Origin of the sequence: Trinickia terrae, from assembly GCF_005144415.1 — a bacterium.
GTDB lineage: Bacteria > Pseudomonadota > Gammaproteobacteria > Burkholderiales > Burkholderiaceae > Trinickia_A > Trinickia_A terrae.
Window position 1 is genome coordinate 266,707 of sequence record NZ_SWJE01000015.1, and the last position, 25,278, is coordinate 291,984.

General features: G+C 65.5%; 19 protein-coding genes and 1 tRNA gene. 16 read left to right on the forward strand and 4 right to left on the reverse strand.

Going from position 1 to position 25,278, the window contains the following annotated elements; all coding sequences use genetic code 11:
* Positions 1 to 199 precede the first annotated feature (199 nt).
* The gene (locus FAZ69_RS25785; RefSeq protein WP_136897918.1) at positions 200 to 709 is read left to right on the forward strand and encodes a DUF1269 domain-containing protein; all 510 of its coding nucleotides are present in this window, start codon (positions 200 to 202) and stop codon (positions 707 to 709) included.
* A 278-nt stretch (positions 710 to 987) separates the two neighbouring features.
* On the opposite strand, the gene FAZ69_RS25790 is transcribed toward FAZ69_RS25785, so the two are convergent.
* A tRNA-Arg gene (locus FAZ69_RS25790) sits at positions 988 to 1,062 on the reverse strand.
* Between the two features lie 99 nt (positions 1,063 to 1,161).
* The gene (locus FAZ69_RS25795) at positions 1,162 to 1,344 is read right to left on the reverse strand and encodes a rubredoxin (protein WP_136897919.1); all 183 of its coding nucleotides are present in this window, start codon (positions 1,342 to 1,344) and stop codon (positions 1,162 to 1,164) included.
* A 297-nt stretch (positions 1,345 to 1,641) separates the two neighbouring features.
* Between FAZ69_RS25795 and FAZ69_RS25800 the strand changes: the two genes are divergently transcribed.
* From FAZ69_RS25800 to FAZ69_RS25835, 8 genes are all read left to right on the forward strand, one after another.
* Positions 1,642 to 2,052 (forward strand): DUF4399 domain-containing protein, encoded by a 411-nt coding sequence (locus FAZ69_RS25800; protein ID WP_136897920.1) that lies wholly within the window; start codon positions 1,642 to 1,644, stop codon positions 2,050 to 2,052.
* A 169-nt stretch (positions 2,053 to 2,221) separates the two neighbouring features.
* The gene (locus FAZ69_RS25805; RefSeq protein WP_169708763.1) at positions 2,222 to 4,162 is read left to right on the forward strand and encodes an ATP-binding cassette domain-containing protein; all 1,941 of its coding nucleotides are present in this window, start codon (positions 2,222 to 2,224) and stop codon (positions 4,160 to 4,162) included.
* 868 nt (positions 4,163 to 5,030) lie between these two features.
* A complete protein-coding gene (gene pgaA, locus FAZ69_RS25810; protein ID WP_136897922.1) occupies positions 5,031 to 7,070 on the forward strand; it encodes a poly-beta-1,6 N-acetyl-D-glucosamine export porin PgaA in 2,040 nt (679 codons plus the stop codon).
* Between the two features lie 5 nt (positions 7,071 to 7,075).
* Positions 7,076 to 9,157: a poly-beta-1,6-N-acetyl-D-glucosamine N-deacetylase PgaB gene (gene pgaB / locus FAZ69_RS25815; RefSeq protein ID WP_136897923.1), complete on the forward strand. Its 2,082-nt coding sequence runs from the start codon at positions 7,076 to 7,078 to the stop codon at positions 9,155 to 9,157.
* 34 nt (positions 9,158 to 9,191) lie between these two features.
* Complete coding sequence (pgaC, locus tag FAZ69_RS25820) at positions 9,192 to 10,586, forward strand: poly-beta-1,6-N-acetyl-D-glucosamine synthase (protein WP_136897924.1); 1,395 nt, start codon at positions 9,192 to 9,194, stop codon at positions 10,584 to 10,586.
* Positions 10,587 to 10,598: 12 nt separating this feature from the next.
* Positions 10,599 to 11,174: a hypothetical protein gene (locus FAZ69_RS25825; protein ID WP_206171237.1), complete on the forward strand. Its 576-nt coding sequence runs from the start codon at positions 10,599 to 10,601 to the stop codon at positions 11,172 to 11,174.
* Positions 11,159 to 12,988: a glutamine--fructose-6-phosphate transaminase (isomerizing) gene (gene glmS / locus FAZ69_RS25830; RefSeq protein ID WP_136897925.1), complete on the forward strand. Its 1,830-nt coding sequence runs from the start codon at positions 11,159 to 11,161 to the stop codon at positions 12,986 to 12,988. Before FAZ69_RS25825 ends, glmS begins: the two co-directional genes overlap by 16 nt.
* Before the next feature lie 8 nt (positions 12,989 to 12,996).
* Positions 12,997 to 14,235, forward strand: coding sequence for a hypothetical protein (locus FAZ69_RS25835; RefSeq protein ID WP_240702464.1), 1,239 nt, complete (start codon positions 12,997 to 12,999; stop codon positions 14,233 to 14,235).
* A gap of 35 nt (positions 14,236 to 14,270) precedes the next feature.
* Here FAZ69_RS25835 and FAZ69_RS25840 read toward each other — a convergent pair whose 3' ends face one another.
* Together FAZ69_RS25840 and FAZ69_RS25845 are read right to left on the reverse strand one after the other, a co-directional pair.
* Positions 14,271 to 14,654 carry a DUF7079 family protein gene (locus tag FAZ69_RS25840; RefSeq protein WP_136897926.1) on the reverse strand — a complete coding sequence of 128 codons (384 nt, stop codon included), beginning with the start codon at positions 14,652 to 14,654 and terminating at the stop codon, positions 14,271 to 14,273.
* Positions 14,651 to 15,391: a hypothetical protein gene (locus FAZ69_RS25845; protein ID WP_136897927.1), complete on the reverse strand. Its 741-nt coding sequence runs from the start codon at positions 15,389 to 15,391 to the stop codon at positions 14,651 to 14,653. The genes FAZ69_RS25840 and FAZ69_RS25845 overlap by 4 nt, the downstream gene beginning before the upstream one ends.
* Positions 15,392 to 15,488: 97 nt before the next feature.
* Here FAZ69_RS25845 and FAZ69_RS25850 point away from each other — a divergent pair, with 97 nt between their 5' ends.
* The 7 genes from FAZ69_RS25850 to parC all read left to right on the forward strand — a co-directional run bounded on the left by FAZ69_RS25850 (position 15,489) and on the right by parC (position 25,257).
* On the forward strand, positions 15,489 to 15,872 hold the full coding sequence (locus tag FAZ69_RS25850; RefSeq protein WP_136897928.1) for a hypothetical protein: 384 nt from the start codon (positions 15,489 to 15,491) through the stop codon (positions 15,870 to 15,872).
* Positions 15,873 to 15,928: 56 nt separating this feature from the next.
* Complete coding sequence (locus FAZ69_RS25855; protein ID WP_136897929.1) at positions 15,929 to 18,715, forward strand: UPF0182 family membrane protein; 2,787 nt, start codon at positions 15,929 to 15,931, stop codon at positions 18,713 to 18,715.
* Between the two features lie 69 nt (positions 18,716 to 18,784).
* Complete coding sequence (locus FAZ69_RS34485; protein WP_136897930.1) at positions 18,785 to 19,432, forward strand: hypothetical protein; 648 nt, start codon at positions 18,785 to 18,787, stop codon at positions 19,430 to 19,432.
* Positions 19,429 to 19,848: a hypothetical protein gene (locus tag FAZ69_RS25865; RefSeq protein ID WP_136897931.1), complete on the forward strand. Its 420-nt coding sequence runs from the start codon at positions 19,429 to 19,431 to the stop codon at positions 19,846 to 19,848. Before FAZ69_RS34485 ends, FAZ69_RS25865 begins: the two co-directional genes overlap by 4 nt.
* 88 nt (positions 19,849 to 19,936) lie before the next feature.
* Positions 19,937 to 20,407, forward strand: a complete 471-nt coding sequence (locus FAZ69_RS25870) for a hypothetical protein (RefSeq protein ID WP_136897932.1) — start codon at positions 19,937 to 19,939, stop codon at positions 20,405 to 20,407.
* A gap of 489 nt (positions 20,408 to 20,896) precedes the next feature.
* Positions 20,897 to 22,882 (forward strand): DNA topoisomerase IV subunit B, encoded by a 1,986-nt coding sequence (locus FAZ69_RS25875; RefSeq protein WP_136897933.1) that lies wholly within the window; start codon positions 20,897 to 20,899, stop codon positions 22,880 to 22,882.
* 56 nt (positions 22,883 to 22,938) lie between these two features.
* Positions 22,939 to 25,257, forward strand: a complete 2,319-nt coding sequence (gene parC, locus FAZ69_RS25880; RefSeq protein WP_136897934.1) for a DNA topoisomerase IV subunit A — start codon at positions 22,939 to 22,941, stop codon at positions 25,255 to 25,257.
* Positions 25,258 to 25,278: the final 21 nt, after the last annotated feature.

Here is a 25,278-nt window from a genome sequence, read left to right on the forward strand (position 1 = left end):
AAGCGCAAGGGGGAAGCGCGCCCCATATACGGATCGCGCGAATGGAGGAGTCACTTGCTGCGATGCAATGCCAAACCTCGAGTTTCAGCTGGTCCGAAAATTCCGGGGCAGGTCACCTACGCCCTCTGATTGCCTGCGGCAGGCGTACGATAAACAGCATCGACCCGTTCGGGGAATGCTTGATTGCTGGAGAGCCGACATGAGACGTCTTTATTTCCTCGTACCTGACACGACGACGGCGAAGGCGATCGTAGACGACTTGCTGCGGGCGCGGATCACATGGCGACATATCCATGTGCTTGCGAATCACAGCGTCGCACTCGAACAGTTACCCGAGGCATCCTTGCTGCAAAGCAGCGACGTCGTGCACTCGCTCGAACGCGGCGTGGCGCTCGGCGGTGCGACCGGCGCGCTTCTCGGCCTCGTGGCACTCGTGTTTCCTCCCGCGGAGCTCGCAATTGCGGGCGGAGCCGTCGTCGCATTGACGTTGGCAGGTGCCGGCTTCGGGGCCTGGACGGCCACGATGATCGGCGTCGACGAACCGAATGCACGACTCGAGCGCTTTCGTGGCGCCATACGCGACGGCCAGCTCTTGATCATGGCCGACGTGCCTGGATTGCGCGAACAGGAAATCGAGCGGATGGTCGCGCAGCATTTTCCGGAGGCCGATCTCGAAGGCGCGGAGCCCACGACACCGATCTTCCCCTGAGAAGCAGTCTAGACGAGGCCATCGGCGCTCCCTTTGGGTCGACCGCAGCCGATTGCAGAAAGGCAGAGGCCGGCCAATTTCTGCCGAACACATGAGGCAGTGATCGGCCGATCCCGGTCTTTCGTGTTCGGTTCTCCGACATGGATCGACCGGATCCCACCAAAAAATGCCACCGGCTTCCAGAGGACAAACCCGAAACATATCGGCATGAAAAAACCCGCGAAGCCTTGAGCTTTCGCGGGTTTCTGGAAATCTACGGAACTGGCCGGACCGTTGTCTGGTCCCCCCGACAGGAATCGAACCTGTATCTAGCGCTTAGGAGGCACTTGTTCTATCCATTGAACTACGGGGAGAGGACCGTTTGGGCAATTGGCCGTTGTTTGGGCAACCGGCCGTTGCAGTGAGCGCAGAGTATAGCAAATCCCTCCGACGCCAAGCGGCGCGTGATGTGCTTAGAACTCGACGGCGGCAAACTCCGCCTTGCTCACGTCGCACAGCGGGCAGCGCCAGTCGCCGGGAATGTCGGCAAAGCGCGTGCCGGGCTCGATGCCTTCGTCGGGAAGGCCTTCTTCTTCGTTATAGATCCAGCCGCAGATCAGGCAGACCCAGCTCTTGTATTCGATGACTTCGCTCACGGAGTTCTCTTTCAGGTTCGATTGAATGCATTGGAGCGCTTTGGCCCCAGGCCGGGGAGGAGCGTCGCGCGAAACCTGCGATTTTAGCGGATTCCCCGCGACGCCCCGCGCGCGCAATTGACGCGGCCGGCGACCCGGCGGCAGGCGCCCTTGCGATCGACGACCCTGCTGCTCGCGCTTCCTGCTCGTGGCCCGCGAGACCTCTGGCTCCGCCAACTCGACCCATCCGGGTTGACAGGCCGTTTTCGAACTCGCGGTGTATGCTGAGCACCGGCTCGATTCCTTCAGGAGAAAGCGATGTTCAAGAACAGGTGGATAACAAGCGCGGTATTCGCGGGCTTGCTGGTGGCATCGGCGTCGGCGGTCGCGCAATCCGACCCGCGCGTATTCTTCGTCGCGCCGAAGGACGGCGCCACCGTGAGCAATCCCGTCCATGCGGTGTTCGGGCTCGACGGCATGACCGTCGAGCCTGCCGGCACCATGACGGCCGGCACGGGCCACCATCACCTGATCGTCGACGGCGGGCCGCTGCCCCAGGGAACGGTCATTCCCGCCACCGAAACGTCGCTCCATTTCGGCAAGGGCCAGACCGAGACCGATCTGACGCTGCCGCCCGGCGATCACACGCTGACGCTGCAATTCGGCGACGGCGCGCATCGCTCGTACGGCCCCGAAATGAGCCAGACCATCACGATTCATGTGAAGTAGGGGCGTAGGCGAGGCTGGCGGCGGCGTGGACCCTGCGCAGCCGCATCCGCATTTGCCTCGTACGTTCCGCCATCCGGCCGCGCCTTATGCGGCGGCGGGCGACCGATTGCGGACGACCGGTACAATGAGCGCTTTGGTTTTCCCTCGAAGCCGCTCTTTCTTTTTCCCCATGTCGCTCTATTCCATCACCGGCGCGCAGCTCGCGTTCGGTCACGTCGCGCTGCTCGACCACGCGGATTTCTCGCTCGAGGCCGGCGAGCGCGTCGGCCTGATCGGCCGCAACGGCGCCGGCAAGTCGTCGCTCCTGAAGATCGTCGCGGGCCTCATGAAGCCCGACGACGGCCTCGTCACCCGGCAGCAGGAGCTGTCGACCGTCTATGTGCCGCAGGAGCCCGAGTTCGAGGCCGACGCGTCGGTCTTCGACACGGTCGCGGCCGGCCTCGTCGAGGCGCGCGCGCATCTCGACGAATACGATGCCGTCGCGCACAAGCTCGCGGAAACGCCCGAAGGCGCCGAGCACGATGCGCTGCTCGCGCGCATGAACGCGCTGCAGTCGTCGCTCGACGCCACCGACGCCTGGAACTGGCGCACGCGCGTCTCGACCACGCTCGCGCAGATCGGGCTCGACGGCGGCGCGCGCGTCGGCGCGCTCTCGGGCGGGATGCAAAAGCGCGTCGCGCTGGCGCGCGCGCTCGTCGTGCAGCCCGACGTGCTGCTGCTCGACGAGCCGACCAACCACCTCGATTTCGACGGCATCCGCTGGCTCGAGGAGCTGCTTGCCTCGCAGCGCGCCGGGCTCTTCTTCATCACGCACGATCGCGCGTTCCTCGACCGCGTGGCGACGCGCATCGTCGAACTGGACCGCGGCCGGCTCCTGTCGTATCCCGGCAATTTCTCCGCGTACCAGACGAGAAAGGCGCAGCAGCTCGAAGTCGAGCGCGTCGAGAACGAGAAGTTCGACAAGCTGCTCGCGCAGGAAGAAGTGTGGATCCGCAAGGGCGTCGAGGCGCGCCGGACGCGCAGCGTCGGCCGCATCGCGCGGCTCGTGCAGATGCGCCGCGAGCGCGAAGAGCGGCGCAACGTGCAGGGCAACGTGAAGCTCGACGTCGGGCAGGGCGAGAAGTCCGGCAAGATCGTCGCCGAGCTCATCGACGTGACGAAGCGCTACGGCGCGCGTACGGTCGTGAACCGCTTTTCCTCGGTCGTGATGCGTGGCGACAAGATCGGCTTGATCGGCCCGAACGGCGCCGGCAAGACGACACTGCTCAAGCTGATCCTCGGCGAGCTGGCGGCGGACGAAGGGACGATGCGCGCCGGCACGAACCTGCAGGTCGCGTATTTCGACCAGATGCGCGCGCAGCTCGACCAGGAGAAGAGCCTCGCCGACACCATCAGCCCCGGCAGCGACTGGGTCGAGATCAATGGCGCGAAGAAGCACGTGATGAGCTACCTCGGCGACTTCCTGTTCGCGCCGGAACGCGCGCGCTCGCCCGTCAAGTCGCTCTCGGGCGGCGAGCGCAACCGCCTGCTGCTCGCGCGCCTCTTCGCGCGGCCCGCGAACGTGCTCGTGCTCGACGAGCCGACCAACGACCTCGACATTCCCACACTCGAGCTGCTCGAAGAGCTGCTGACGGATTACGACGGCACGGTGCTGCTCGTGAGCCACGACCGCGCGTTTCTCGACAACGTCGTCACGTCGGTGATCGCGTCGGAGGGGGCGGGGAACTGGCGCGAGTATGTCGGCGGCTTCACCGACTGGCAGGTGCAAAGCGAGCGTTCGCAGCAGATCGCGGAGCAGGCGGCAGCAAGGGATGCGGCGAAGGAAGCCGCGCCGAAGGAAGCCGCGCCGAAGGAAAGCGCGGCGGGCCGCAACGCGCAGCGCACGGTCAAGCTGTCGTTCAAGGAGCAGCGCGAACTGGAGGCGCTGCCCGAGAAGATCGCCGCGCTCGAGGCGGAACAGAAGACGATCGGCGCGCAGCTCGAAGACGGGTCGATCTTCGCCAAGGATCCGCAGGAAGGCGCGCGCCTCACCGAGCGCTATGCGGCGATCGACGACGAACTGCTTCTCGCGCTCGAACGCTGGGAAGAGCTGGAAGGCAAGCGCAAATAACGCGCACGAAGCGCGATTAAAGCCGCGGTCCGGTGTTTCCTATGTACGTTGCCGCACACCGGGATCGCGTGTGCGGCGGCAACGCCCAGGCAATCGTTCGCTTAGCGAAACGACTTTCTCCGCAGCGCTTTCGCCGCTGCAACCAAATCGGAGGTCGCGCCGTGCCGCCTGCGCGGCTCCCGACATGCGTCTGACACATCGCCGAGGGCGGCCGCTCCGGTTGGACTTCCGCGCTTCTCGAGCCGACATCCTCTCGTTCTCGCGCTGCATTGCACGGCGCATTCGGTCTGCGGGCCAGCCAACAAAGCCGTTGCGATACCGCGCGGTTTTTCTTCGCTCGAGCATGAGATTGCGCAACACATTGCCGGCCCATCGAGGCATGCGGCGCCTGTTTTGCTCATCGCTGTGACAAAAATAGTAAGACCTTTCGGCTGGCGTTTTTTCCGCTCGCCTTCGACGGGTGAACATACGATAACGCTGCGCAGCAATCGTTTCTCGTGAGTGAGTTTTTGCTTCGAGCGAGCCAATCCAATCATATTTTCCCCCCAGAAAAACCGGTGCGTTGCCGTATCCCGCCCGCTGCCATTTCAGCGATGAAACGTTTTGCCCCGTTTCTGCTGCGCCGCGCAACGTCGATATCCGCCAGACCATTGCGCCAAAGGGTCTGACGGGGAGCTGGTATGGACCTCGCTTAGTGCGTCGCTGCAGTAAAACGGCGACGCGCTTGAAGCAGCGTTTGCCAAATAAACGGCCAAGCGCCGGACAAATGGATTTCCCGTAGTCATTCTTGGTGGGACGCCACGATTGCGATCGTTCGGCGCCGGGGACTCGCTTTGTCTGGACAGTTGCGCCCAACACGCGAGGACCCATGAAAGCCAAACGCACGAGAGGCACGAGACGCAACGCGCACACCGCATTCAAGGCGACCGCCTTGTTGCTCGTGCTCCTGGCGCGCGACTACTGCGCGGCCGACCCTGCGATCGCGCCCGGCGCGCCGCGCAAGGTGGCCGAAGGCGCGGTGCTCACGGAGCGCGATCAGATCCGCCATCGGGTGTTCGAGCTGGCGGGCGCGGGCTCGCCGCAGCTCGCGCTGGAGGAGGCGAGGAAGCGCCCTGATTCGTTCGCCGTCAAGGACCTGATGCAGATCGAGGCGCTCCTCGTGTCCGGCGAAGTGCGCTGGGGCCGCCAGCAGGCGCTCGCGTCGGACGATGCCGACCGCCTAGCGCAATCGGCAGCGGCGCTCGAGCACATCGACGCATTCCTCACGCGCATTCCCGATGGCGACGACTATGCCGACGTGCGCCGCTCGGCTCAGGCCGATCGCGTCGAGGCGTTGCAGTGCCTCGGCCGCATGAAGGATGCCGTCATGCAATACGAAGCGCTCCTGTACGCGAACGGGCCGTTGCCGGCGCGCGTCCATGCCGCGGCGGGCGAGGCCTACACCTACCTCGACAGCCCGCGGCAAGCCGCGCCCGCGTACGAGCGCGCGCTGAAGACGCCGCTCGAGCCGATCAAACCGTCGGCCGAGCCGCATGCGTTGAAGCGCATCGACGTCGAAGAGGGGCTGTTCTTCGCCTACCTCGACGCGGGACGCTCCGACGACGCGCAAGCCTTCCTGCAATCGACCAAGAAGAGCACGCCGGTCTACGCCGATCTGTCCGGCCATGCGGAGGAGGTCAACGAAGACTACGGCCGCGTGCGGAAGCTCGAAGCGCAGTACCTGCTCTACACGGACCGTACGCGCGAAGGCATCGCGGCGCTCGATGCGCTGCGCCAGGACGCGCCGTTCGACGCGTCGCTGATCAGCGCGCGCTCGGACGCGGCGCTGGTGCAGGAACGTCCGCGCCAGGCGCAAAAGCTCTATCAGGACACGCTCGTCGACCATCCCGGCGACATCGAAACGCTCGCCGGCCTCGGCAAGACCGAGATCGAGCTTTATCAATACGATCGCGCGGAAGCGATCAACGCCGAGTTCGCCGACCGCTTTCCCGACAGCAACACGGTCAAGAATTTCCAGCGCGGCTTCGAGGCGTACAAGAGTGCGCAATTGATCGTCGAAGGCAACGGACAGAAAGGCAACTCCGCGCTCGCCGACAACGACTGGGGCATCGACACGCAGCGCTACTCGCAGCCGATCGCCAACTACTGGCGCGTCTTCGCGCACAACTTCAGCGGCCGCGCCGACACCGGCGACGGCTCGAGCACGAGCCGCGTGCGCAACGGCATCGGCGGCGATTTCCGCTACTACGGCTTCGACGCCGCGGCCGAGGTCGACCACTCGACGGGACCCCATGCCTACACGGGCGTGGCGGGCACCGTGGCGCTCCAGCCGAACGACCACTGGAAGTTCTCGGCCGGCATCGACACCAACGACAACTCGCTGCCCTGGAAGGCCTACCAGGCCGGCGTGACGGGCCGCACCGCGAGCGCCGCCGCGCGCTGGCAGTTCGACGACTACCGCTACTTCGACCTGAGCTACGGCGTGTCGCGCTACAGCGACACGAACCTGCATCAGCAATGGAACGGCACCTGGTACGAGCGGCTCTTCAACACCCCGAAGTACGAGATCTCGATGTGGGTCGATCTCGACACCAACGGCAACACGCTCGCCAACACCGCGTATTTCAACCCGCACCGCGACATGGCCGCGCAAGTCACGACGATGTTCCAGTGGACGCCCTGGCGCAACGTCGACAAGTCGTTCAGCCAGCGCGTCTACGCGACCGCCGGCGGCTATCGCCAGACCAGCCTCGGCAACAGCCTGCTCTGGGAGGTGCGGCTCGAGCAGGCCTGGCAGCTCGGCACGCGCGCCTCGCTCGCCTATGGCGTCGGCGTGGCGAGCCAGCGCTTCGACACCTCCCGCGAGACCAGCAAGCTCATCTACCTCAACCTCGACATGCCGCTCTGACCACCATGGACAAGCTCACTCGCCGCCGCTTTCTCGCCTTCGCCGCCGCGATGTCCGCGGCGCCCGTCACGCGCATGGCCCATGCGGGCATCGCGCTCGACCTCCTGCCGCCGCCCGATGCGGACGACGGCCTCACGTTCCGCGTGCTCGCGATCCACGACATCCGCGACGACCTCACTGCCGATATCGGCTCGGTGGCCGACACCTGCGCGATCAGCACGGCCACGCTGAACACGATCTTCGCGTGGCTGAAGGCGAAGGATTTTCATCCGGTCAGCGTCGACCAGATCGTCGCGTCGCGCGAAGGGGGCGCGCCGCTGCCGCCGCGCGCGGTGCTGCTCAGCTTCGACGACGCCTACACGAGCCAGTACACGAAGGCGTTCCCGCTGCTCAAGGCGTACAACTATCCGGCGCTCATCGGCGTGGTCACGCGCTGGACCGGGACGCCGGCCGGCCAGCCGGTCCGCATCAGCAAGAAGTCGGTGATGCCGCCGGGCTACTTCATGAGCTGGGACAACCTGCGCGAGATGGCGGACTCCGGTCTCGTCGAGATTGCCTCGCACACGCACGACATGCACCACGGCGCGCTCGCGAATCCGCAGGGCAACGAACTGCCGGCGGCGAGCGCGCATCTCTACGATCCCGGCCTCGAGCGCTACGAGACCGACGAGGAGTATCGCGCGCGCATTCATGGCGATCTCGGCCACAGCGTCGATCTGATCAAGCAGCACACGGGCGTGACGGTGCGCTCGGCGGTCTGGCCGTACGGGATGTACAACGCCGCGCTGATCCGGGCCTCGCAGGCGCTCGGCATGCAGGTCCACTTCACGCTCGACGACGGCCCCAACACGCCCGACGTGCCGCTCACCAAGATCCGCCGCCTCTTGGTCTCGTACGATTGGGACGTCGGCACGATGATCGGCCAGTTTCGCACCGCGCGCGCCTATCGCGGCGAGCACGGCCCGGTCGAGCGCGTCGTGAACGTCGCGCTCGACGACGTCTACGACCCCGAGCCCGCCAAGCGCGAAGACAAGCTCGGACGGCTGCTCGACCGCATCAAGGACCTCGAGCCGAAGTCGGTCTACCTGCAGGCATATTCGGACCCGAGCGGCACAGGCTTCGCGCAGGCGCTTTATTTCCCGAACCGCCATCTGCCGATGCGCGCCGATCTTTTCAACCGCGTCGCCTGGCAATTGATCACGCGCGCCGGCGTCCAGGTGTACGCGCGGCTGCCGGTGCTCGCGTTCGCGTTGCCGGAAGGGCATCCGGCGGCGACGCACGTGGTTCAGGCCTGGCGCGATGCGAACGGCGCGGCGGGCGATGCCGCCGCGAGTTTCCAGGCGGCGCATCTGCCGCGCCTCTCCCCCTTCGACGCCGACGCGCGCGACGCGATCGGCGACATCTACGACGACCTCACGCGCTACGCGAGCTTCAACGGCCTCGTGTTCGGCGCGGACGCGACGCTCGGCGAGTTCGAGGATGCGAGCGAGGCGGCGCTTTCGGCCTACGCGATGTGGGGCTTTCCCGCCGATCTCGCGCAGATCCGCGCGTCCGAGGCGCTGAGCGAGCGCTGGTCGAAAGCCAGGACGGCGCATCTCGTCGCCTTCACGCGGGAGCTTGCGGAGCGCGTGCGCGCCTATCAGGGCGGCGGCAACGTGCTGACGGCAAGGAGCCTGCCCGCTGTCGCCGCACTCGATGCGCGTGCCGACCGCCAGTTCGCGCAGAACCTCGACACCTTCATCGCGAACTACGACTTCGTCGCGTTGGAAGCGCATCCGGGCGCACCGGGCGAAGCCGCCACCGACGGCTGGCTCGACGCGCTCTCACAACGCGTGCTGAGCCATGCCGGCGCAACCAGGAAGACCGTCTTCGAGCTGCGGACCGTCGAGCGGCGCGCCGACGGTTCCACCCAACAGGTCGCGACAGCGACGCTGCGCGAACGCATGAAGCGGCTGAACGCGGCCGGCGTCGTCCACCTCGGCTACGCCACCGACGACTTTCTCGACAACCGCCCCGACACCGTGGCGCTGCGCGACGTGATGTCGATCCAGAGCACGGTACGGCCCAAGCAAGGCATGTCGACCTGAGCGCCCGGCAAACGACAACAACGACGAGGCAAACATGAAAAGCACACTGAGCGTGATATCGAACTTCGTCTTCTATTACCCGCTTCTGATGGCGTACCTCTGGATGTTCGGCGGCCTGCTGCACTACCTGTTGATCGAGCGCGCCGAAGCCGGGAAGAGGGCGGGCGAGGGGCTCAAGGAGCATCCGAAGGTGGCCGTCGTGGTGCCCTGCTACAACGAGGCCGACAACGTGCGCGAGGTCATCGCCTGCCTCGACGCGCTCGACTACCCGAACTACTCGATCATCGCGGTCAACGACGGCAGCCGCGACGCGACCGGCGAGATCCTCAACGGGCTGGTCGACGTCTATCCGAAGCTCGTCGTGATCCATCAGAACCGGAACGAGGGCAAGGCGATCGGGCTCACCACGGCCGCGATGCTCACCGACGCCGAGTTCCTGATGTGCATCGACGGCGACTCGCTGCTCGATGCGCAAGCGCTCAACTGGATGCTGCCGCACTTCCTCGCCGACCCGCAGGTGGGCGCGGTGACAGGCAACCCGCGCATCCGCACACGCACCTCGCTGCTCGGACGCATGCAGGTGGGCGAGTTCTCGTCGATTGTCGGGCTCATCAAGCGCACGCAGCAGATGTACGGACGCATCCTGACCGTGTCGGGCGTGGTGTCGATGTTCCGCAGGAAGGCGCTGCGCGAAGTCGGCTACTGGAGCTCCGACATGCTGACCGAGGACATCGACATCAGCTGGAAGCTGCAGGTCAACGATTGGCGGATCCATTTCGAGCCGCGCGCGTTGAGCTGGATTCTCATGCCGGAGACCTTCCGCGGCCTCTACAGGCAGCGCCTGCGCTGGGCCAAGGGCGGCATTCAGGTGCTCTTCAAGTATGCGAGCGCCCTCGTGCGGCGCCGCCAGCTCCTGATGTGGCCGATTTTCATCGAGTACGCGGTCAGCATCGTCTGGGCCTACTGCATGCTCGGCACGCTCGCGCTGATGGCGGCCACGGCGCTCTTCACGCTGCCCGAGGCGTGGCGCTTCGCGATCGTGCCGCGCGGAGCCGGCGTGTTCCTGTTCGCGACCTGCTGCCTGCAGATCCTGACCGGCTGCGTGCTGGATCGCCGCTACGACACGCGGCTCCTGCGCTACTTCGTCGACACCGTCTGGTACCCGGTCGCCTTCTGGGCCATCAGCATGATCGCGGCCGTGGTCGCGCTGCCGAGCGTGATCCGCCAGCGGCGCGGCAAGCGGGCGCGCTGGGTCAGCCCGGACCGCGGCATCCGCGCGGGCGGCGCCGGCCCGCTTGCCCCCGCGGGCGCGCCCGGCGCGGCGCACATGAGCGCGGACGACGCCATCGCGGACGACGCCATCGGCACCGATCAAACGCAGCACGGCAGTCCCCTCGATGCGGGTGGGCATCGGCAACTTTCGTCATAGGAGAAGGTGGACATGGATTTCCCGATCATCGACGCATCGACGCAATCGGTGCTTCAGTTCGAGACCGCATACAGCCGGGCGCAGGCGGTGCGCTATGTTGCCTGGTATCGCGTGGTGCGGCCCGCGCTCGTGCTTGGGGTGTGGCTCGTCTCGGCCTGGTACGTGAACTGGTGCCTCGCGCACGCGAGCCCGGAGGAGCTCTCGCTCGACGCGTTCATGCCGAGCCTCTTCGGCATTGCCGCGATCGCCTGGACGCTGACGCTGTGGACCCTGTTCCGCCGGCTCGAGCGCCGTCTCAACCCGGTGCGCCAGGAGCGCGTGCCCGACGTGGCGCCGTCCGCCGCCGTCTTCGATCCGCAACTGGCGGCGGACGCGGGGCGCCGCATGGTCGCCTATCACGACGACGAGGGGTTCATCTCGCACGTCATGTCGATGTCGGCCGCGCCGAGCGGCGCGAAGCATGCCGGCGTCGCGGCAGGGAGCGGCGAGCACAGCGCGCGGGGGGGGCCGTTCAGTCGCGCAACACCTGGGGCAGGCAGCGTGATCATTCCGTTACGGGGGAGGAAGGCATCATGTGCGGAATCGTAGGAGCCGTCGCGCAAGGCGACGTCGTGTCGGTACTGACCGAGGGCCTGCGGCGCCTCGAATATCGCGGTTACGACTCGTGCGGTGTGGCCGTGCTGCAGCGCGGCGAGCCGCGCCGCGTGCGCAGCGTCCAGCGCGTCGCGAACCTCGCCGAGCAGATCGGCCAGGAGGGCCTCGCGGGCACCATCGGCATCGCCCACACGCGTTGGGCGACGCACGGCGCGCCTGTCACGGGCAATGCGCATCCGATCTTCTCGTGCGGCGAGATCGCGCTCGTGCACAACGGCATCATCGAGAACCACGAAACGCTGCGCGACGAGCTGAAGACGCTTGGCTACGCGTTCGAATCGGAGACCGACACCGAGGTCATCGCGCACCTGATCCACTACTCACGCGCGCAAAGCGCGTCGGGCGATCTCGCGGAGGCGGTGCGGTGCGCGCTGCGCCGGCTGCGCGGCGCCTACGCGATCGCGGTTTTCGCGAAGGACGAGCCGGACCGTGTGATCGGCGCGCGCGCGGGCTCGCCGCTCGTGGTCGGCTTCGGCGACGCCGGCAACTATCTCGCCTCCGACACGATGGCGCTTGCCGGCACGGCCGGGCATTTCATCTATCTCGAGGAGGGCGACCTCGCAGTGCTCTCGGCCGGCGACGCGCACATCTTCGATCGCCATGGCCACAGCGTCGAGCGCGAGATCCGCGCGCTCGAGGCGAGCAGCCGGACGACCGAGCTCGGCCCCTATCGTCACTACATGCAAAAGGAGATCTTCGAGCAGCCGAGCGTGATCGCCGACGCGACCGAACACATCCGCAAGATCGCGCCGGACCTGTTCGGTCCTGACGCCGAGCGCGTGTTCTACTCGATCGATTCGATCCATATCCTCGCGTGCGGCACGAGCCACTACGCGGGGATGACGGCCAAGTACTGGCTCGAATCGATCGCGGGCCTGCCGACGCAGGTCGAGGTCGCGAGCGAGTACCGCTACCGCGACGGCGTGCTCAACCGCAAGGCGCTCTTCCTCGGCATCTCGCAATCGGGCGAGACCGCCGATACGCTCGCGGCGCTCGCGCACGCGCATCACCTCGGGCACAAGTATTCGCTCGCGGTCTGCAACGTCGCGCACAGCTCGATCATGCGGCAGACCATGCTGCAATTCCTGACGAGCGCGGGTCCGGAGATCGGCGTCGCCTCGACCAAGGCCTTCACGAGCCAGCTCGTCGCGTTGTTCGTGCTCGCCCTGACGCTCGGCAAGGTGCGCGGGCGCTTGTCGCATACGCAGGAGGCCGAGTATCTCGATCAACTGCACCATCTGCCGGCGGCGCTCAACAGCGTACTCGCGCTCGAGCCGCAGATCATCGCCTGGGCCGAGGCGTTCGCGCGCAAGGACAACGCACTCTTCCTCGGCCGCGGCCTGCACTATCCGATCGCGCTCGAAGGGGCGCTGAAGCTGAAGGAGATCTCGTACGTGCATGCCGAAGGGTATCCGGCCGGCGAGCTCAAGCACGGGCCGCTTGCGCTCGTGACGGGGGACATGCCCGTCGTCACGATCGCGCCGAACGACACGCTGCTCGAAAAGCTCAAGTCGAACATGCAGGAGGTGCGCGCGCGCGGCGGTGAGCTCTACGTCTTTGCCGATGCCGATTCGCAGATCACGAGCAGCGACCATGTCCATGTGATCCGCATGCCGGAGCATTACGGGAAGCTCTCGCCGATCCTGCACGTCGTGCCGCTCCAACTGCTCGCGTATCACACGGCCTGCGCGCGCGGCACCGATGTCGACAAGCCGCGCAACCTGGCGAAATCGGTGACGGTCGAGTGAGGCGGGAGATGCGTGGGTTGCTCGCCGCTTCGGTTGTTGCGGCGGCTTGCGCGGCGGCGGTTCCGGTAGGGGCCGCCGTCACGTCCAAGGCCACGGGGACCGCCGCGCGCGAGCGCGTGCCGCGGGGCGACTTGCGCGCCTATATGCACGGCATCGGCATGGCGGCCGACGGGAGCGGCGGCAGCTATGTGTTCTTCAGCAGCTCCGGCCTGCCGCCGCGCGGAGCGGGGCGCGACGGCAACTGGACGCACGATGTCTACGTCGCGCACTGGTCGCCCGCGCAGGCCAGGCTCTCGAAGCCGCGCGTGTTCATCCGCCGGCCGGAGGCGCAGGAGCCGGTGTCGATCGCGCAGGCGAGCACCGGCAACATCATGGTGACCTTCGAAGACGGCTGGAACACGCCGGACGAAGTGAGCCAGCGCTACGGCATCTATTCACGCGCGCTCGGCCCGGTGCGTCCGTATCCGGTGGACGTCAAGACGGGCGGCCATTCGGGGCACGCGGCGGCGGTCGGCTCGCGCTTCGTCGTCTTCTATTCCGACGACTGGGTCGATGGCGGCGGCGTCGACAATCTCGGCACGGGGCGCGGCGTCTATGTGAAGACGTACGACGCGAACGGCGCGCAGATGAACTTCGTGCCCGTGGCGCCGCGGGTGCGCGAGTGGTGGCCGATGATTGCCGCGTCGCCCACGCGCGCGCTGCTCGTCTGGCAGCAGTACGTGAACGGGCAGACGTACGCGCGGCTCAAGGCGGCAGCCTTCGATCCGGTTGCGGGCACGCTGAGCGATCCGGTCGTGATCGCGCCGCACTTGCAGTACTACACGTATTCGGCGGCTTACGTGCCGGCCATCGACCGCTTCGTGGTCACCGCGAGCGACGCGGCCGGGCACGGCTTCGCGCAGCTCATCGACGAAGACGGCGCGCCGGTGGCGGCGCTCGCCTGCATGCCGTCGACGGTGCGCGAAGCCGGTATCGCCGTGATCGGCGACAAGGCGTTCACGCCGGCGCAGGATGGGCGGCTGCTGGAGCTGCGGATGAGCGCGTCGTCGATCGTGCTCGCCGGGACGCAGCCGTCGCCGGTCACGTGGTGGTACATGGGGAGTCTGGGGCTCGTGCGGTCGGCTTCGCGGCTGCATTGGGTGTCGCTGAGTCCTGGCGGGTTGCAGGAGGTGGAGTTCGATCTCGACGGTATGCGGCCGGCGACGGCGGCGGATCGGTGTCAGCGGCAGCAGACGGCGGCGCGGTGAGGCGGTAGTGGTGTGGCGTTGCCGTTGCCGAGATATTAGAGAAGAAGCGATCGGACCTTGATCCAACGCTCATTGGCGAGCGGTGGCAGCGTTTTTGCGGGAATCCAGCGCTTTACGATGCGCGACAGGCCGCGCGGCTTGCGCTCCAGATGCGCGAGCACTTCAGTAGCGACCGTTTCCTGAGCCCATCCCTCCATCTCGGGCACCGCCAGCGGCGAAAGATTGCTTCGAAACACGGGTGCGACTTCTTGATGCAGCACTTGCTCGAGTTCGTCGAGCGAGTAGCCCGATTCACGCAGCGCCTTGGCAATCGCCGCGTAGTCGTAGTCCTGTAACTCTTTGCCGACGAACAGCTCGGAGAGTGCTTCCCATACCGGCGCGCGGCTTGCGATTTCTAAGGGTTCGTTCATGAATGTCATCGGCTTGGACGCGGGTATAACGCACCGAAGCCAGCATCGGCGCCGAAGGCTGCGAGCAAGCCGCCGGCAAATGCGGCGACGCTCACGCATATGGGGGCGGTAGCCGCGCACATCCCTGCTGCCACCGCGGCGGTGCCGGCAGCCCAGCCCCCGATCACGCCAGCGCTTGCCAGCGTACCTTGTCTGGCGATTTCGCGGGGCTTGTCGTCTGACTCAGCAACCTCATACACAGCTATTGCTAACGAAACCAATAACACGCGTCGGCCGACACGGCCAATTTTCCCGGCTAACTGCATTACCCCCGGGTCGGGTCGGCCTGCGGCGCGAATAATTTCAGCATATACGCTGGCTTGCTTTCCTTCAGAAAGCTCTGAGAAAGTAGTGCCGAATTTTCGCTGAGCATAGGTCTCTTGCAGTTGTGAGAAACTGCGCCCCACTTTTTTCAGCCGCGTGGCATAGGCGCGCACGGCTGGGCTACTGCGCAGCCTTGACATCTCCATGATCTGGTTGCGCATCGCGCTCGCTTGTTCGGCTGCTTCGCGCGCTGAAATCTGCCCCAGGCTGGCCGCAAGGCGAAACTCATTCGACATGGCGGCGATGTCCCACGAGTACGTAACTCTCACCTTTGCGTCGTTGATTGCGGAGGCGCCGAACTGAGAGGCGGTTGCCTGTAGTGCGGCGAGCGCCTCTTCAAGCATCTGATGGTCATTGGATGCGGTCGAGTCTTGGGTATTCATGGTGGGCGTCCAAAGAAATTTGGGCGTTGAGCATACGATGAATATGTGTGTGCCATGCGCGGCATTTTGCCGTCCAATGCGTTAGGATTGCTCAGCCATGTTCAATCGTCTCAATCAAGCCTTGCTGCGCTATATCGATCGTAAGCGCAGGGTGCCGCGCATCGAGGCCGTCGAATCGACGCGTGATGGCTTCACTGTCACTTGGCAAGCTCATACTGATCAGCCCTCTGAAACGGCACATCATGTTTGGGGGGATATTCGTCGCGTGGCGGCGATCTTGGTGCCTGGGCTGCTAGGCGGTGACGAGTGTCTGCTGGTTGATGTGGATGGCTCCGTGCTGCAACTCACAGTGGAAGTGGCAGGGTTCGAAGCTTTCATTGAAGAGGGGGCCAAACGGCTCAACGGCTGGCGTCCTGTTACCGAGTGGCGTTTGACCCTTGCAGCAGCTTCGCCCGGTCATGTCGTCGATGTGTATGGCTAGCGTAGCGGCCGGAGACGTGCGGCGCGAAATCCTGGCATGCCAAAGGAGCACGGAAGATGCGAACGCAGGCGAAGTCGGGCGCACGCAGAAGACGCAACGCCATCCGCGTGGCGGCGGTCATCGTCGGGCTGATCGTGCTCGGACGCATCACCGGCACCCTCGTCGACTGGCTCTGGTTCGATTCGATCGGCTATGACGGCGTGTTCTGGACAGTCTTCTGGGCGCGGCTGGCCATCTTCACCGCCGTGTTCGCGCTGTCAGCCGGGGCGGTCGCGCTATCCGGTCTCGCCGCGCATCGCTTCGCGACGTCCATCGACGTCTTGAGCGTGGTCGTGGAGCCGCCCGACGACGACGCGCGCCGCTATCGAGGCCCGCCCGACCTCGCCGAAGTCGCGAGCCAGATCGCGCCGCGCATTCCTTGGCGATTGACCATCGCCGGCGTGGCCGTCCTGATCGGACTGTTCTTCGCCGCGAGCAAAGTTTCGAACTGGGACATCGCGCTGCGTTTCCTGCATCAGGCGCCCTACGGCGCGCGCGATCCGATCTTCGGCAAGGACATCGGCTTCTATCTGTTCTCGCTGCCGGTCTTCGTCGCGCTCAAGAACTGGCTGATGCAGCTGCTGTTCGGCTGCGCAGTGGTCGCGGGCGCGGTCTACGCGGCGCGCGGCGACCTCGCGCCCGGGCCGCCGCCGCAACGGCTCTCGCCGGCCGCCGCCGCGCACGGCCTCGCGCTTCTCGGCGCGTTCTTCGCGCTCAAGGCGTGGTCCTACTGGCTCGACCGCTTTCTGCTGCTCTATCGCGACAACGGCGTCGTCACCGGCGCGAGCTATACCGACATTCACGTCGAGCTGCCGGTCCTGTGGCTGCTCATCGGCCTCGCGCTCGCCGCGGCCGCGGCGTCGTGGGCGAACATGCGCCGGCGCAGCTGGCGCGTTCCCGCTGCCTCGGCGCTGCTCGTGTTCGGCGGCTCGTTCGTGCTCGCGATCGTCTACCCGGCGCTGTTCGAGCGCTTCTACGTGAAGCCGAGCGAGCTGCAACTGGAGACGCCTTATCTCGCGCACAACATCGCGCTGACGCGGCAGGCCTACGGACTCGACCGGATCGAGGTCAAGCCGTTCCCGGCCGAGGAGGGCTTGAGCCTCGCCTCGCTCGACGCCAACCGCCCGACCATCGACAACATCCGCCTCTGGGACGTCCAGCCGCTCCTCGACACCTACGCGCAGCTGCAGGAGATCCGCACCTACTACAAGTTCTTCTCGGTGGACATCGACCGCTACCGGCTCGGCTCGGGCTACCGGCAGGTGATGCTGTCGGCGCGCGAGCTGGACTCGTCGCTCTTGCCGCCCAACGCGCAGACCTGGGTCAACCTGCACTTGCTGTTCACGCACGGCAACGGCGTGGTGATGTCGCCGGTGACCGAGAAATCGACGGAAGGGCTGCCGCAGCTGTTCCTGCAAGACATTCCGCCGGTGGCCCAAAGCGGGCCGCAGATCAGCGAGCCGCGCCTCTACTTCGGCCAGGGCGAGCAGGGCTACGTGATCGTGAAGGGCAGCACGCCCGAGTTCGACTACCCGAAGGGCAAGGACAACGTCTACACGCGCTACGACGGCCGCGACGGCATCGCGATCGGCGGCTTCTGGCGGCGCGCGCTGTTCGCCTGGCAGCTCGGCGAAACGAACATCCTCCTGACCGGCTACATCACGAACCAGAGCCGCATTCTGCTCCATCGCAACATCCGGGACCGAGTGCATACGATCGCGCCGTTCCTGACGCTCGACCGCGATCCCTACATCGTCGCGAGCGGCGGACGCCTCTACTGGATGCAGGACGCCTACACGACGAGCCGCTGGTTCCCCTACGCGAAGCCCGGCTTGGCCGACGGCTCCAACACCATCCGCAACTCGGTCAAGGTGGTGATCGATGCGTACGGCGGCACGATCGATTTCTACGTCAGCGACCCCGCCGATCCGATCCTGCGCACCTACCAGCGGATCTTCCCCGGCCTCTTCAAGCCGCTCGAAGCGATGCCGCCGGACCTGCAGCAGCACATCCGCTACCCCGAGGACCTGTTCCTGATCCAGGCGCAGCTCTATCGGGCGTACCACATGGACGCGCCCGAGGTCTTCTACAACCGCGAGGACCTCTGGCAGTTCCCGCGCGAGCTGGCCGGCATCGACGACGGCAACGCGTCCGGGAGCACGATGTCGCCGTACTACACGCTGATGCGCCTGCCGGGCGAGTCGCGCGCCGAGTTCGTGCTGATGCTGCCGATGGTGCCGAGCCAGCGCGAGAACATGATCGCGTGGCTCGCCGCGCGCTGCGATCCGCCCGAGTACGGCAAGCTCGTCGTCTACAGCTTCCCGAAGGAGAAGCTCGTGTTCGGGCCGTTCCAGATCGAGGCGCGCATCCAGCAGAACACCGAGATCTCGCAGCAGATCTCGCTGTGGAACCAGATGGGCTCGCGCGTGATTCGCGGGCATCTGCTCGTCGTGCCGATCGAGAACTCGATCCTGTATGTGTCGCCGCTGTATTTGCGGGCGGCGTCGGGGCAGTTGCCGGAACTCAAGCGCGTGATCGCCGCCTATGGCGATCGCGTCGTGATGGAGGAGACCTTGGGCGAGGCGCTGGCGGCGTTGTTCAAAGCGACGCCGCCAGCGGTGGCGCCCGCTGCCGCGCCGGGGCCTTCCGCGGCGCCCGATGCGCGCGCTCGCGAAGCGCTCGCTCACTACAACCGCGCGCTCGAGCGCCTGAAGGCCGGCGACTGGAGCGGGTTCGGCGCGGAGCTCGATGCGCTCGGGCGCTCGCTCGATGCGATGAGCAGGGGCGGAGCAGCGCAACGCTGAACGGCGTGCTTTGCCGAGGTCCGAATTCGAGCCAAGTAGTCAAGAACTGGTTTGGCATTTTGGCAATAGATGAATACACGGTACGAACGTTTTTTCTGGGAAAGCATTCATAGCTCGATCTATCTGAACATACGCGAGCCGCGGCAGGTCTATCTGGCGAGCTACTACCGCTCCGCAGATGGCAGACCCGACACGGACATAACCCGCGAGGAACTCGATACGCTAAAAACAGCGATGGAAGTAGCCCGCGCCGCTTTTGTGCGGTGTCGGACGTCTGAATCATTGCTGTCGGAACAGGACCATGACCTGCGGGCGGCACTCGGGCGCAGCAGCCGTTACGCCGGCTGGCTGTATCAGATGAACACTCGCCAGGTGGCCCATGCGCTGCATGAGGAAGTGAAAGACGGCGGTTTAGTTTTCCTACCCGAGCGAAGGGATCTGCGCGAGTGCGTGAGGGCGATTCTGGGCGACCGGCGGAAGCAGCCGCAGCCAGTTGGCGAAGCATACAAGCCCGCTCCTGTTTCGCCTGCGAAGGTGCTTTACGGCAACACTCCGCGCGTTGCGCCAGTTCGTGTCAGTGAGTTTATGGCGAAGGAAGCTGGCGACGAGGTCAATGCGCTTGTTGCCAAGTCTCCGAGTCTGCAGGCGGATTTGGAAAAGCTGGATGAAGCGCGCTGGAAAATCCGGTATGGCGAACTGGGGGCGGATCTCATGTGAATCGTAGCTTTGAAAAGATCATTACACTTGATGGCAATTTAAAAGGTCGTCCTGCACTGTATGCGCAGACCCTGTCGCACGAAGTCGGGCATGCAGCCTATCCGTATCAAGAAGATTTCTCATCGAAAGCGGCGTACCTCAGGAGCACTATGGCCGACGAGGGCGCAGCAACGATGACCAATATCAGGGCGCAGCGCGAAATTCTCGCCAACGGCGGGCCGGATATCGGCGTCGCCGGCAAGAATTCTGCGAGCTATAACGCGGCTTACGACCAGTTTCTGAAGGATGGCAATGCCGTAGGGTGCCGGGATGCAATCGGGTCTGCATTCGGGAACGAAATCACATCGAGCACGGGGCAAACCTACAATGACTACTATGGGGGCTGGTATGACAAGACTTTCCCATCGAAGAAATAGCCTACGCAGGACGTTTGTGATGCTTGGCTTGCTAATCGGGTTTGCCGGATGCAGTGAGGCTAGTGGACAACAGAAAGAGGATTCACAAATGATGCAGCTGGAAATGACGCTTTGGCAGACCATTGATGCGCTGATACAGCAGATTCCTTTTACGAGGGCTAAGGTTGAAAACGTGCTCAAGATTAGGTTCGTCGATAGTGATCCCAGCAACTACGCAATTCAACCGTCTTCTTTTCAGCCCCTCGATGGTGGTCCCATCAAGCTGTCCGACGGCGTAGTGATTGGAAACGTGGATTTGCGTATCAGCAACAAGGAGGGGGATCCCGGCTTTCTCGTGCTTAATCTCGCTGGCGCTTGCATCGGCCTCGATGCCGTGCGTGCGCACTACGGCGACCTCAGGATTACAGATTTCCCTCGCGGCCGTTCGCTTGACGAGGTTACTGCCCATTCAGCTTTTTTGAACTGGGGCGGATTGAATTTTGGTTTTAGGGAACGTAATCCGGATTGTCTTGCGGGTGTATCTTTTGATCCCAGGAAGCCAATCCAGGGAACGCCATAAAATGGCGCCCGCCAGCGCCCGCCGCCGCACGTCAAAGCATGTAATCCAGGCCGTCACTCGTCTCCGATAGCCTCGTGCTACCGGTGGTGGGAAAGGTGCCGACGGCTGACGGCCCGTTACCGAACGGCGCTTGCACCGTGCGGCGGCCTCGCCTGGTCATGCCGTCGATGTGTATGGCTGGTATGCAAGCCAGCGAGCTGGACGAAGGCCCGGCCCCAGCCGATGCCCTGACCCAACCGGCCAAATTGCCCCCTATCCCGAAACCAGTAAAATACGCCGCGACTCGGGCGAAGCGGACCTCGCGCGGGCGGCGGGGCGTCAAATCGACGCCGGCGGTGGAGCGAGCAACGACGCATCCGCGCTCATTTCCGGCGCACGCCACCCACAGCCTTGTTCCGATTCGCCTTTTTTGAACTTTCAACGGATTGTCCACGCAGATGTCCACATAGCCTGTGGACAACCGCGTGTCAGCAGAACCCAAGAGAAGTCATGTCCACGAAAAAGCCAAGTGCTGCCTACAGCGAAGCGTCGATCAAGGTGCTCAAGGGCCTCGAGCCGGTCAAGCAGCGGCCCGGCATGTACACGCGCACCGAGAATCCGCTGCACATCATCCAGGAAGTCATCGACAACGCCTCCGACGAGGCCCTCGGCGGCCACGGCAAGCAGATCACGGTGACGCTGCACGCCGACCATTCGGTGTCGGTCGAAGACGACGGCCGCGGCATCCCGTTCGGCCTGCATCCGGACGAAGGCGTGCCGGTCGTCGAGATCGTCTTCACGCGCCTGCACGCGGGCGGCAAGTTCGACAAGGCCGCGGGCGGCGCCTATACGTTCTCGGGCGGGCTGCACGGCGTCGGCGTGTCGGTGACGAATGCGCTTTCCACGCGGCTCGACGTCACGGTCTGGCGCGATGGCAAGGTCGCCGAGATCGGCTTTGCCGACGGCGACGTCGTCAAGCCGCTCGAAGTGCGCGCCGCAGCCCGCGCCGACAAGAAGTCCGGCACGCGCGTGACCGCCTGGGCCAATCCCAAATATTTCGACTCGCCGAACCTGCCGCTCGGCGAGCTGCAGCGTCTGTTGCGCTCGAAGGCGGTGCTGCTGCCGGGCGTCGAGGTCGTGCTCGTCAACGAGAAGACGGGCGAGCGCCAGAGCTGGAAATACGAAGACGGCCTGCGCGGCTATCTGCTTGAAGGGATGAATGGCAGCGAACTGCTGATTCCGCTCTTCGAAGGCGAGCGCTACGCCGACAACTCGCGCTCGAACGAAGACACCTTCGCCGAAGGCGAGGGCGCTGCGTGGGTCGTGGCCTGGAGCGAGGAAGGGCCGCTCACGCGCGAGTCGTACGTGAACCTGATTCCCACGCCCGCGGGCGGCACCCACGAATCGGGCTTGCGCGACGGTCTCTTTCAAGCGGTGAAGAGCTTTGTCGAACTGCACAACCTGCAGCCCAAGGGCGTCAAGCTGCTCGCCGAAGACGTGTTCGCGCGCGTGTCGTTCGTGCTGTCGGCGAAGGTGCTCGATCCGCAGTTCCAAGGGCAGATCAAAGAACGCCTCAATAGCCGCGACGCGGTGAAGCTCGTCTCGTCGTTCGCGCGTCCGGCGCTCGAGCTGTGGCTCAACCAGCACGTCGAGCACGGCAAGAAGCTCGCCGATCTCGTCATCAAGCAGGCGCAGGCGCGCACGCGCGCGGGCCAGAAGGTCGAGAAGCGCAAGAGCTCGGGCGTGGCCGTGCTGCCGGGCAAGCTCACCGACTGCGAATCGACCGACATCGCGCGCAATGAGCTCTTCCTCGTCGAGGGCGACTCGGCGGGCGGCTCCGCGAAGATGGGCCGCGACAAGGAATACCAGGCCATCCTGCCGCTGCGCGGCAAGGTGCTCAACACCTGGGAGACCGAGCGCGACCGGCTCTTCGCGAACAACGAAGTGCACGACATTTCTGTTGCGATCGGCGTCGATCCGCACAATCCCGACGACAACGTCGATCTTTCCAATCTGCGCTACGGCAAGATCTGCATCCTCTCGGACGCGGACGTCGACGGCTCGCACATCCAGGTGCTCCTGCTCACGCTGTTCTTCAAGCACTTTCCGCAGCTGATCGAGCGCCGGCACGTGTGCGTCGCGCGTCCGCCGCTCTTTCGCGTCGATGCGCCGGCGCGCGGCAAGAAGCCCGCGCAGAAGCTCTATGCGCTCGATGAAGGCGAGCTCGAAGCGATCCTCGACAAGCTGCGCAAGGACGGCGTGCGCGAGACGCAATGGACCATCAGCCGCTTCAAGGGCCTCGGCGAAATGAGCGCCGAGCAGCTCTGGGACACGACGATGAACCCCGACACGCGCCGCCTGATGCCGGTCGCGCTCGGCGAGCTCGACTACGACGCGACGGTCTCGCGGATGACGATGCTGATGGGCAAGGGCGAAGCGTCGTCGCGCCGCAGCTGGCTCGAAGAGAAGGGCAACGAGGTGGAGGCGGACATCTGAGCGAGGCGCCAGCGCTTTCGCCCCGAGCCCCCACCTGAACACGGATACCAATTTCGATGGATCAACAAGACGATCTCTTCGCCGAGCCGGCCGTGCCGGACAGCGATTTCCTGACGCTCGGCAACTACGCCGAGCGCGCCTATCTCGACTACGCGGTGAGCGTGGTCAAGGGCCGCGCGCTGCCCGACGTCTGCGACGGCCAGAAGCCGGTGCAGCGGCGCATCCTCTTCGCGATGAACGAGATGGGCCTTGCCGCCGACGCCAAGCCCGTGAAGTCGGCGCGCGTGGTCGGCGATGTGCTCGGCAAATACCACCCGCACGGCGACCAGTCCGCCTACGACGCGCTCGTGCGCCTCGCGCAGGACTTCTCGATGCGCTATCCGCTGATCGACGGCCAGGGCAACTTCGGCTCGCGCGACGGCGACGGCGCGGCGGCGATGCGCTACACCGAAGCGCGCCTGACGCCGATCGCCAAGCTCCTGCTCGACGAGATCGACCAGGGCACGGTCGATTTCATGCCGAACTACGACGGCTCGTTCGAAGAGCCGAAGCTGCTGCCCGCGCGGCTGCCGTTCCTGCTCCTGAACGGCGCGTCAGGGATCGCGGTCGGCCTCGCCACCGAGATTCCCTCGCACAACCTGCGCGAAGTCGCGGCGGCGGCCGTGGCGATGATCAAGCATCCGCATATCACGCACGCCGAGCTGATGCAGCACGTGCCGGGGCCGGACTTCCCGGGCGGCGGCCAGATCATCTCCAGCGAAGCGGAAATCGCTGCCGCCTACGAGACCGGCCGCGGCAGCCTCAAGGTGCGCGCGCGCTGGAAGATCGAAGACATGGCGCGCGGCCAGTGGCAGCTCGTCATCACCGAATTGCCGCCGAATACCTCGTGCCAGAAGGTGCTCGAAGAGATCGAGGAGCTGACCAACCCGAAGGTCAAGCTCGGCAAGAAGACGCTTACGCCCGAGCAGCTGCAGATGAAGCAGACGCTGCTCGCGCTCGTCGACGCCGTGCGCGACGAGTCGGGCAAGGACGCACCCGTACGCATCGTGTTCGAGCCGAAGTCGCGCACCATCGACCAGACCGAGTTCGTCAACTCGCTGCTCGCGCACACGAGCCTCGAAGCGAACGCGTCGCTGAACCTCGTGATGATCGGCGCCGACGGCCGGCCGCGCCAGAAGGGCATCGCCGAGATCCTCAACGAGTGGGTCGGCTTCCGCTTCGCGACGGTCACGCGCCGCACTCAGCATCGCCTGGGCAAGGTCGACGATCGCATCCACATCCTCGAAGGGCGGATGATCGTCTTCCTCAATATCGATGAAGTGATCCGCATCATCCGCGAGTCGGACGAGCCGAAGGCCGCGCTGATGAGCGCGTTCGGCCTTTCCGAGCGGCAGGCCGACGACATCCTTGAAATCCGCCTGCGCCAGTTGGCGCGGCTCGAGAAGATCAAGATCGAGAAGGAGCTGGAAGAACTGCGCAACGAGAAGGCCAGGCTCGAAGAGCTGCTCGGCAGCGAATCGGCGATGAAGCGGCAGATCATCAAGGAGATCGAAGCCGATGCGAAGCAGTACGGCGACGAGCGCCGCACGCTGATCCAGCAGGAAAAGCGCGCGACGTTCGAGGCGAAGGTCGTCGACGAGCCGGTGACGGTCGTCGTCTCGCAGAAGGGCTGGGTGCGTGCGCTGAAGGGCCATGGGCTCGATCCGGCGGGCTTCTCGTTCAAGGCCGGCGACGGCCTCTACGCGGCGTTCCAGTGCCGCACGCCCGATACGCTGATCGCGTGGGGCAGCAAGGGGCGCGTCTATTCGGTGGCGGTCGCGCAGCTGCCGGGCGGGCGCGGCGACGGCGTGCCGGTCACCTCGCTGATCGAGCTCGAATCGGGCACGCACCTGATGCATTACTACGCGGCCCCGGCGGACCAGGCGCTGCTGCTCGCGTCGAGCAACGGCTTCGGCTTCGTCGCCAAGGTCGGCGACATGGTGAGCCGCGTGAAGGCGGGCAAGTCGTTCATGACCATCGACGAAGGCGCGGCGCCGCTCGCGCCGATGCCGATGCTGCCGAACGCGCACCAGGTGGCGTGCCTCTCGAGCGGCGGACGCCTGCTCGTGTTCGGCCTCGACGAGATGAAGACGCTTTCGGGCGGCGGACGCGGCGTCACGCTGATGGCGCTCGACGACCGCGAAACGCTCGTGCAGGCGCTCGCGATCAACGGCGCGGGCGTCGTGCTGCTCGGCACGGGGCGCGGCGGCAAGGCGGGCGAGGAGGTGCTTTCGGGCGCCGCGCTCGCACCGCATGTCGGCAAGCGTGCCCGTAAGGGGCGCGCGCCGGATACGAAGCTCAAGGTGGTGAGCGAGCTGCGTCCGGTGCTGGCTTGACGGTGTGCTGGCCGGGCCAGC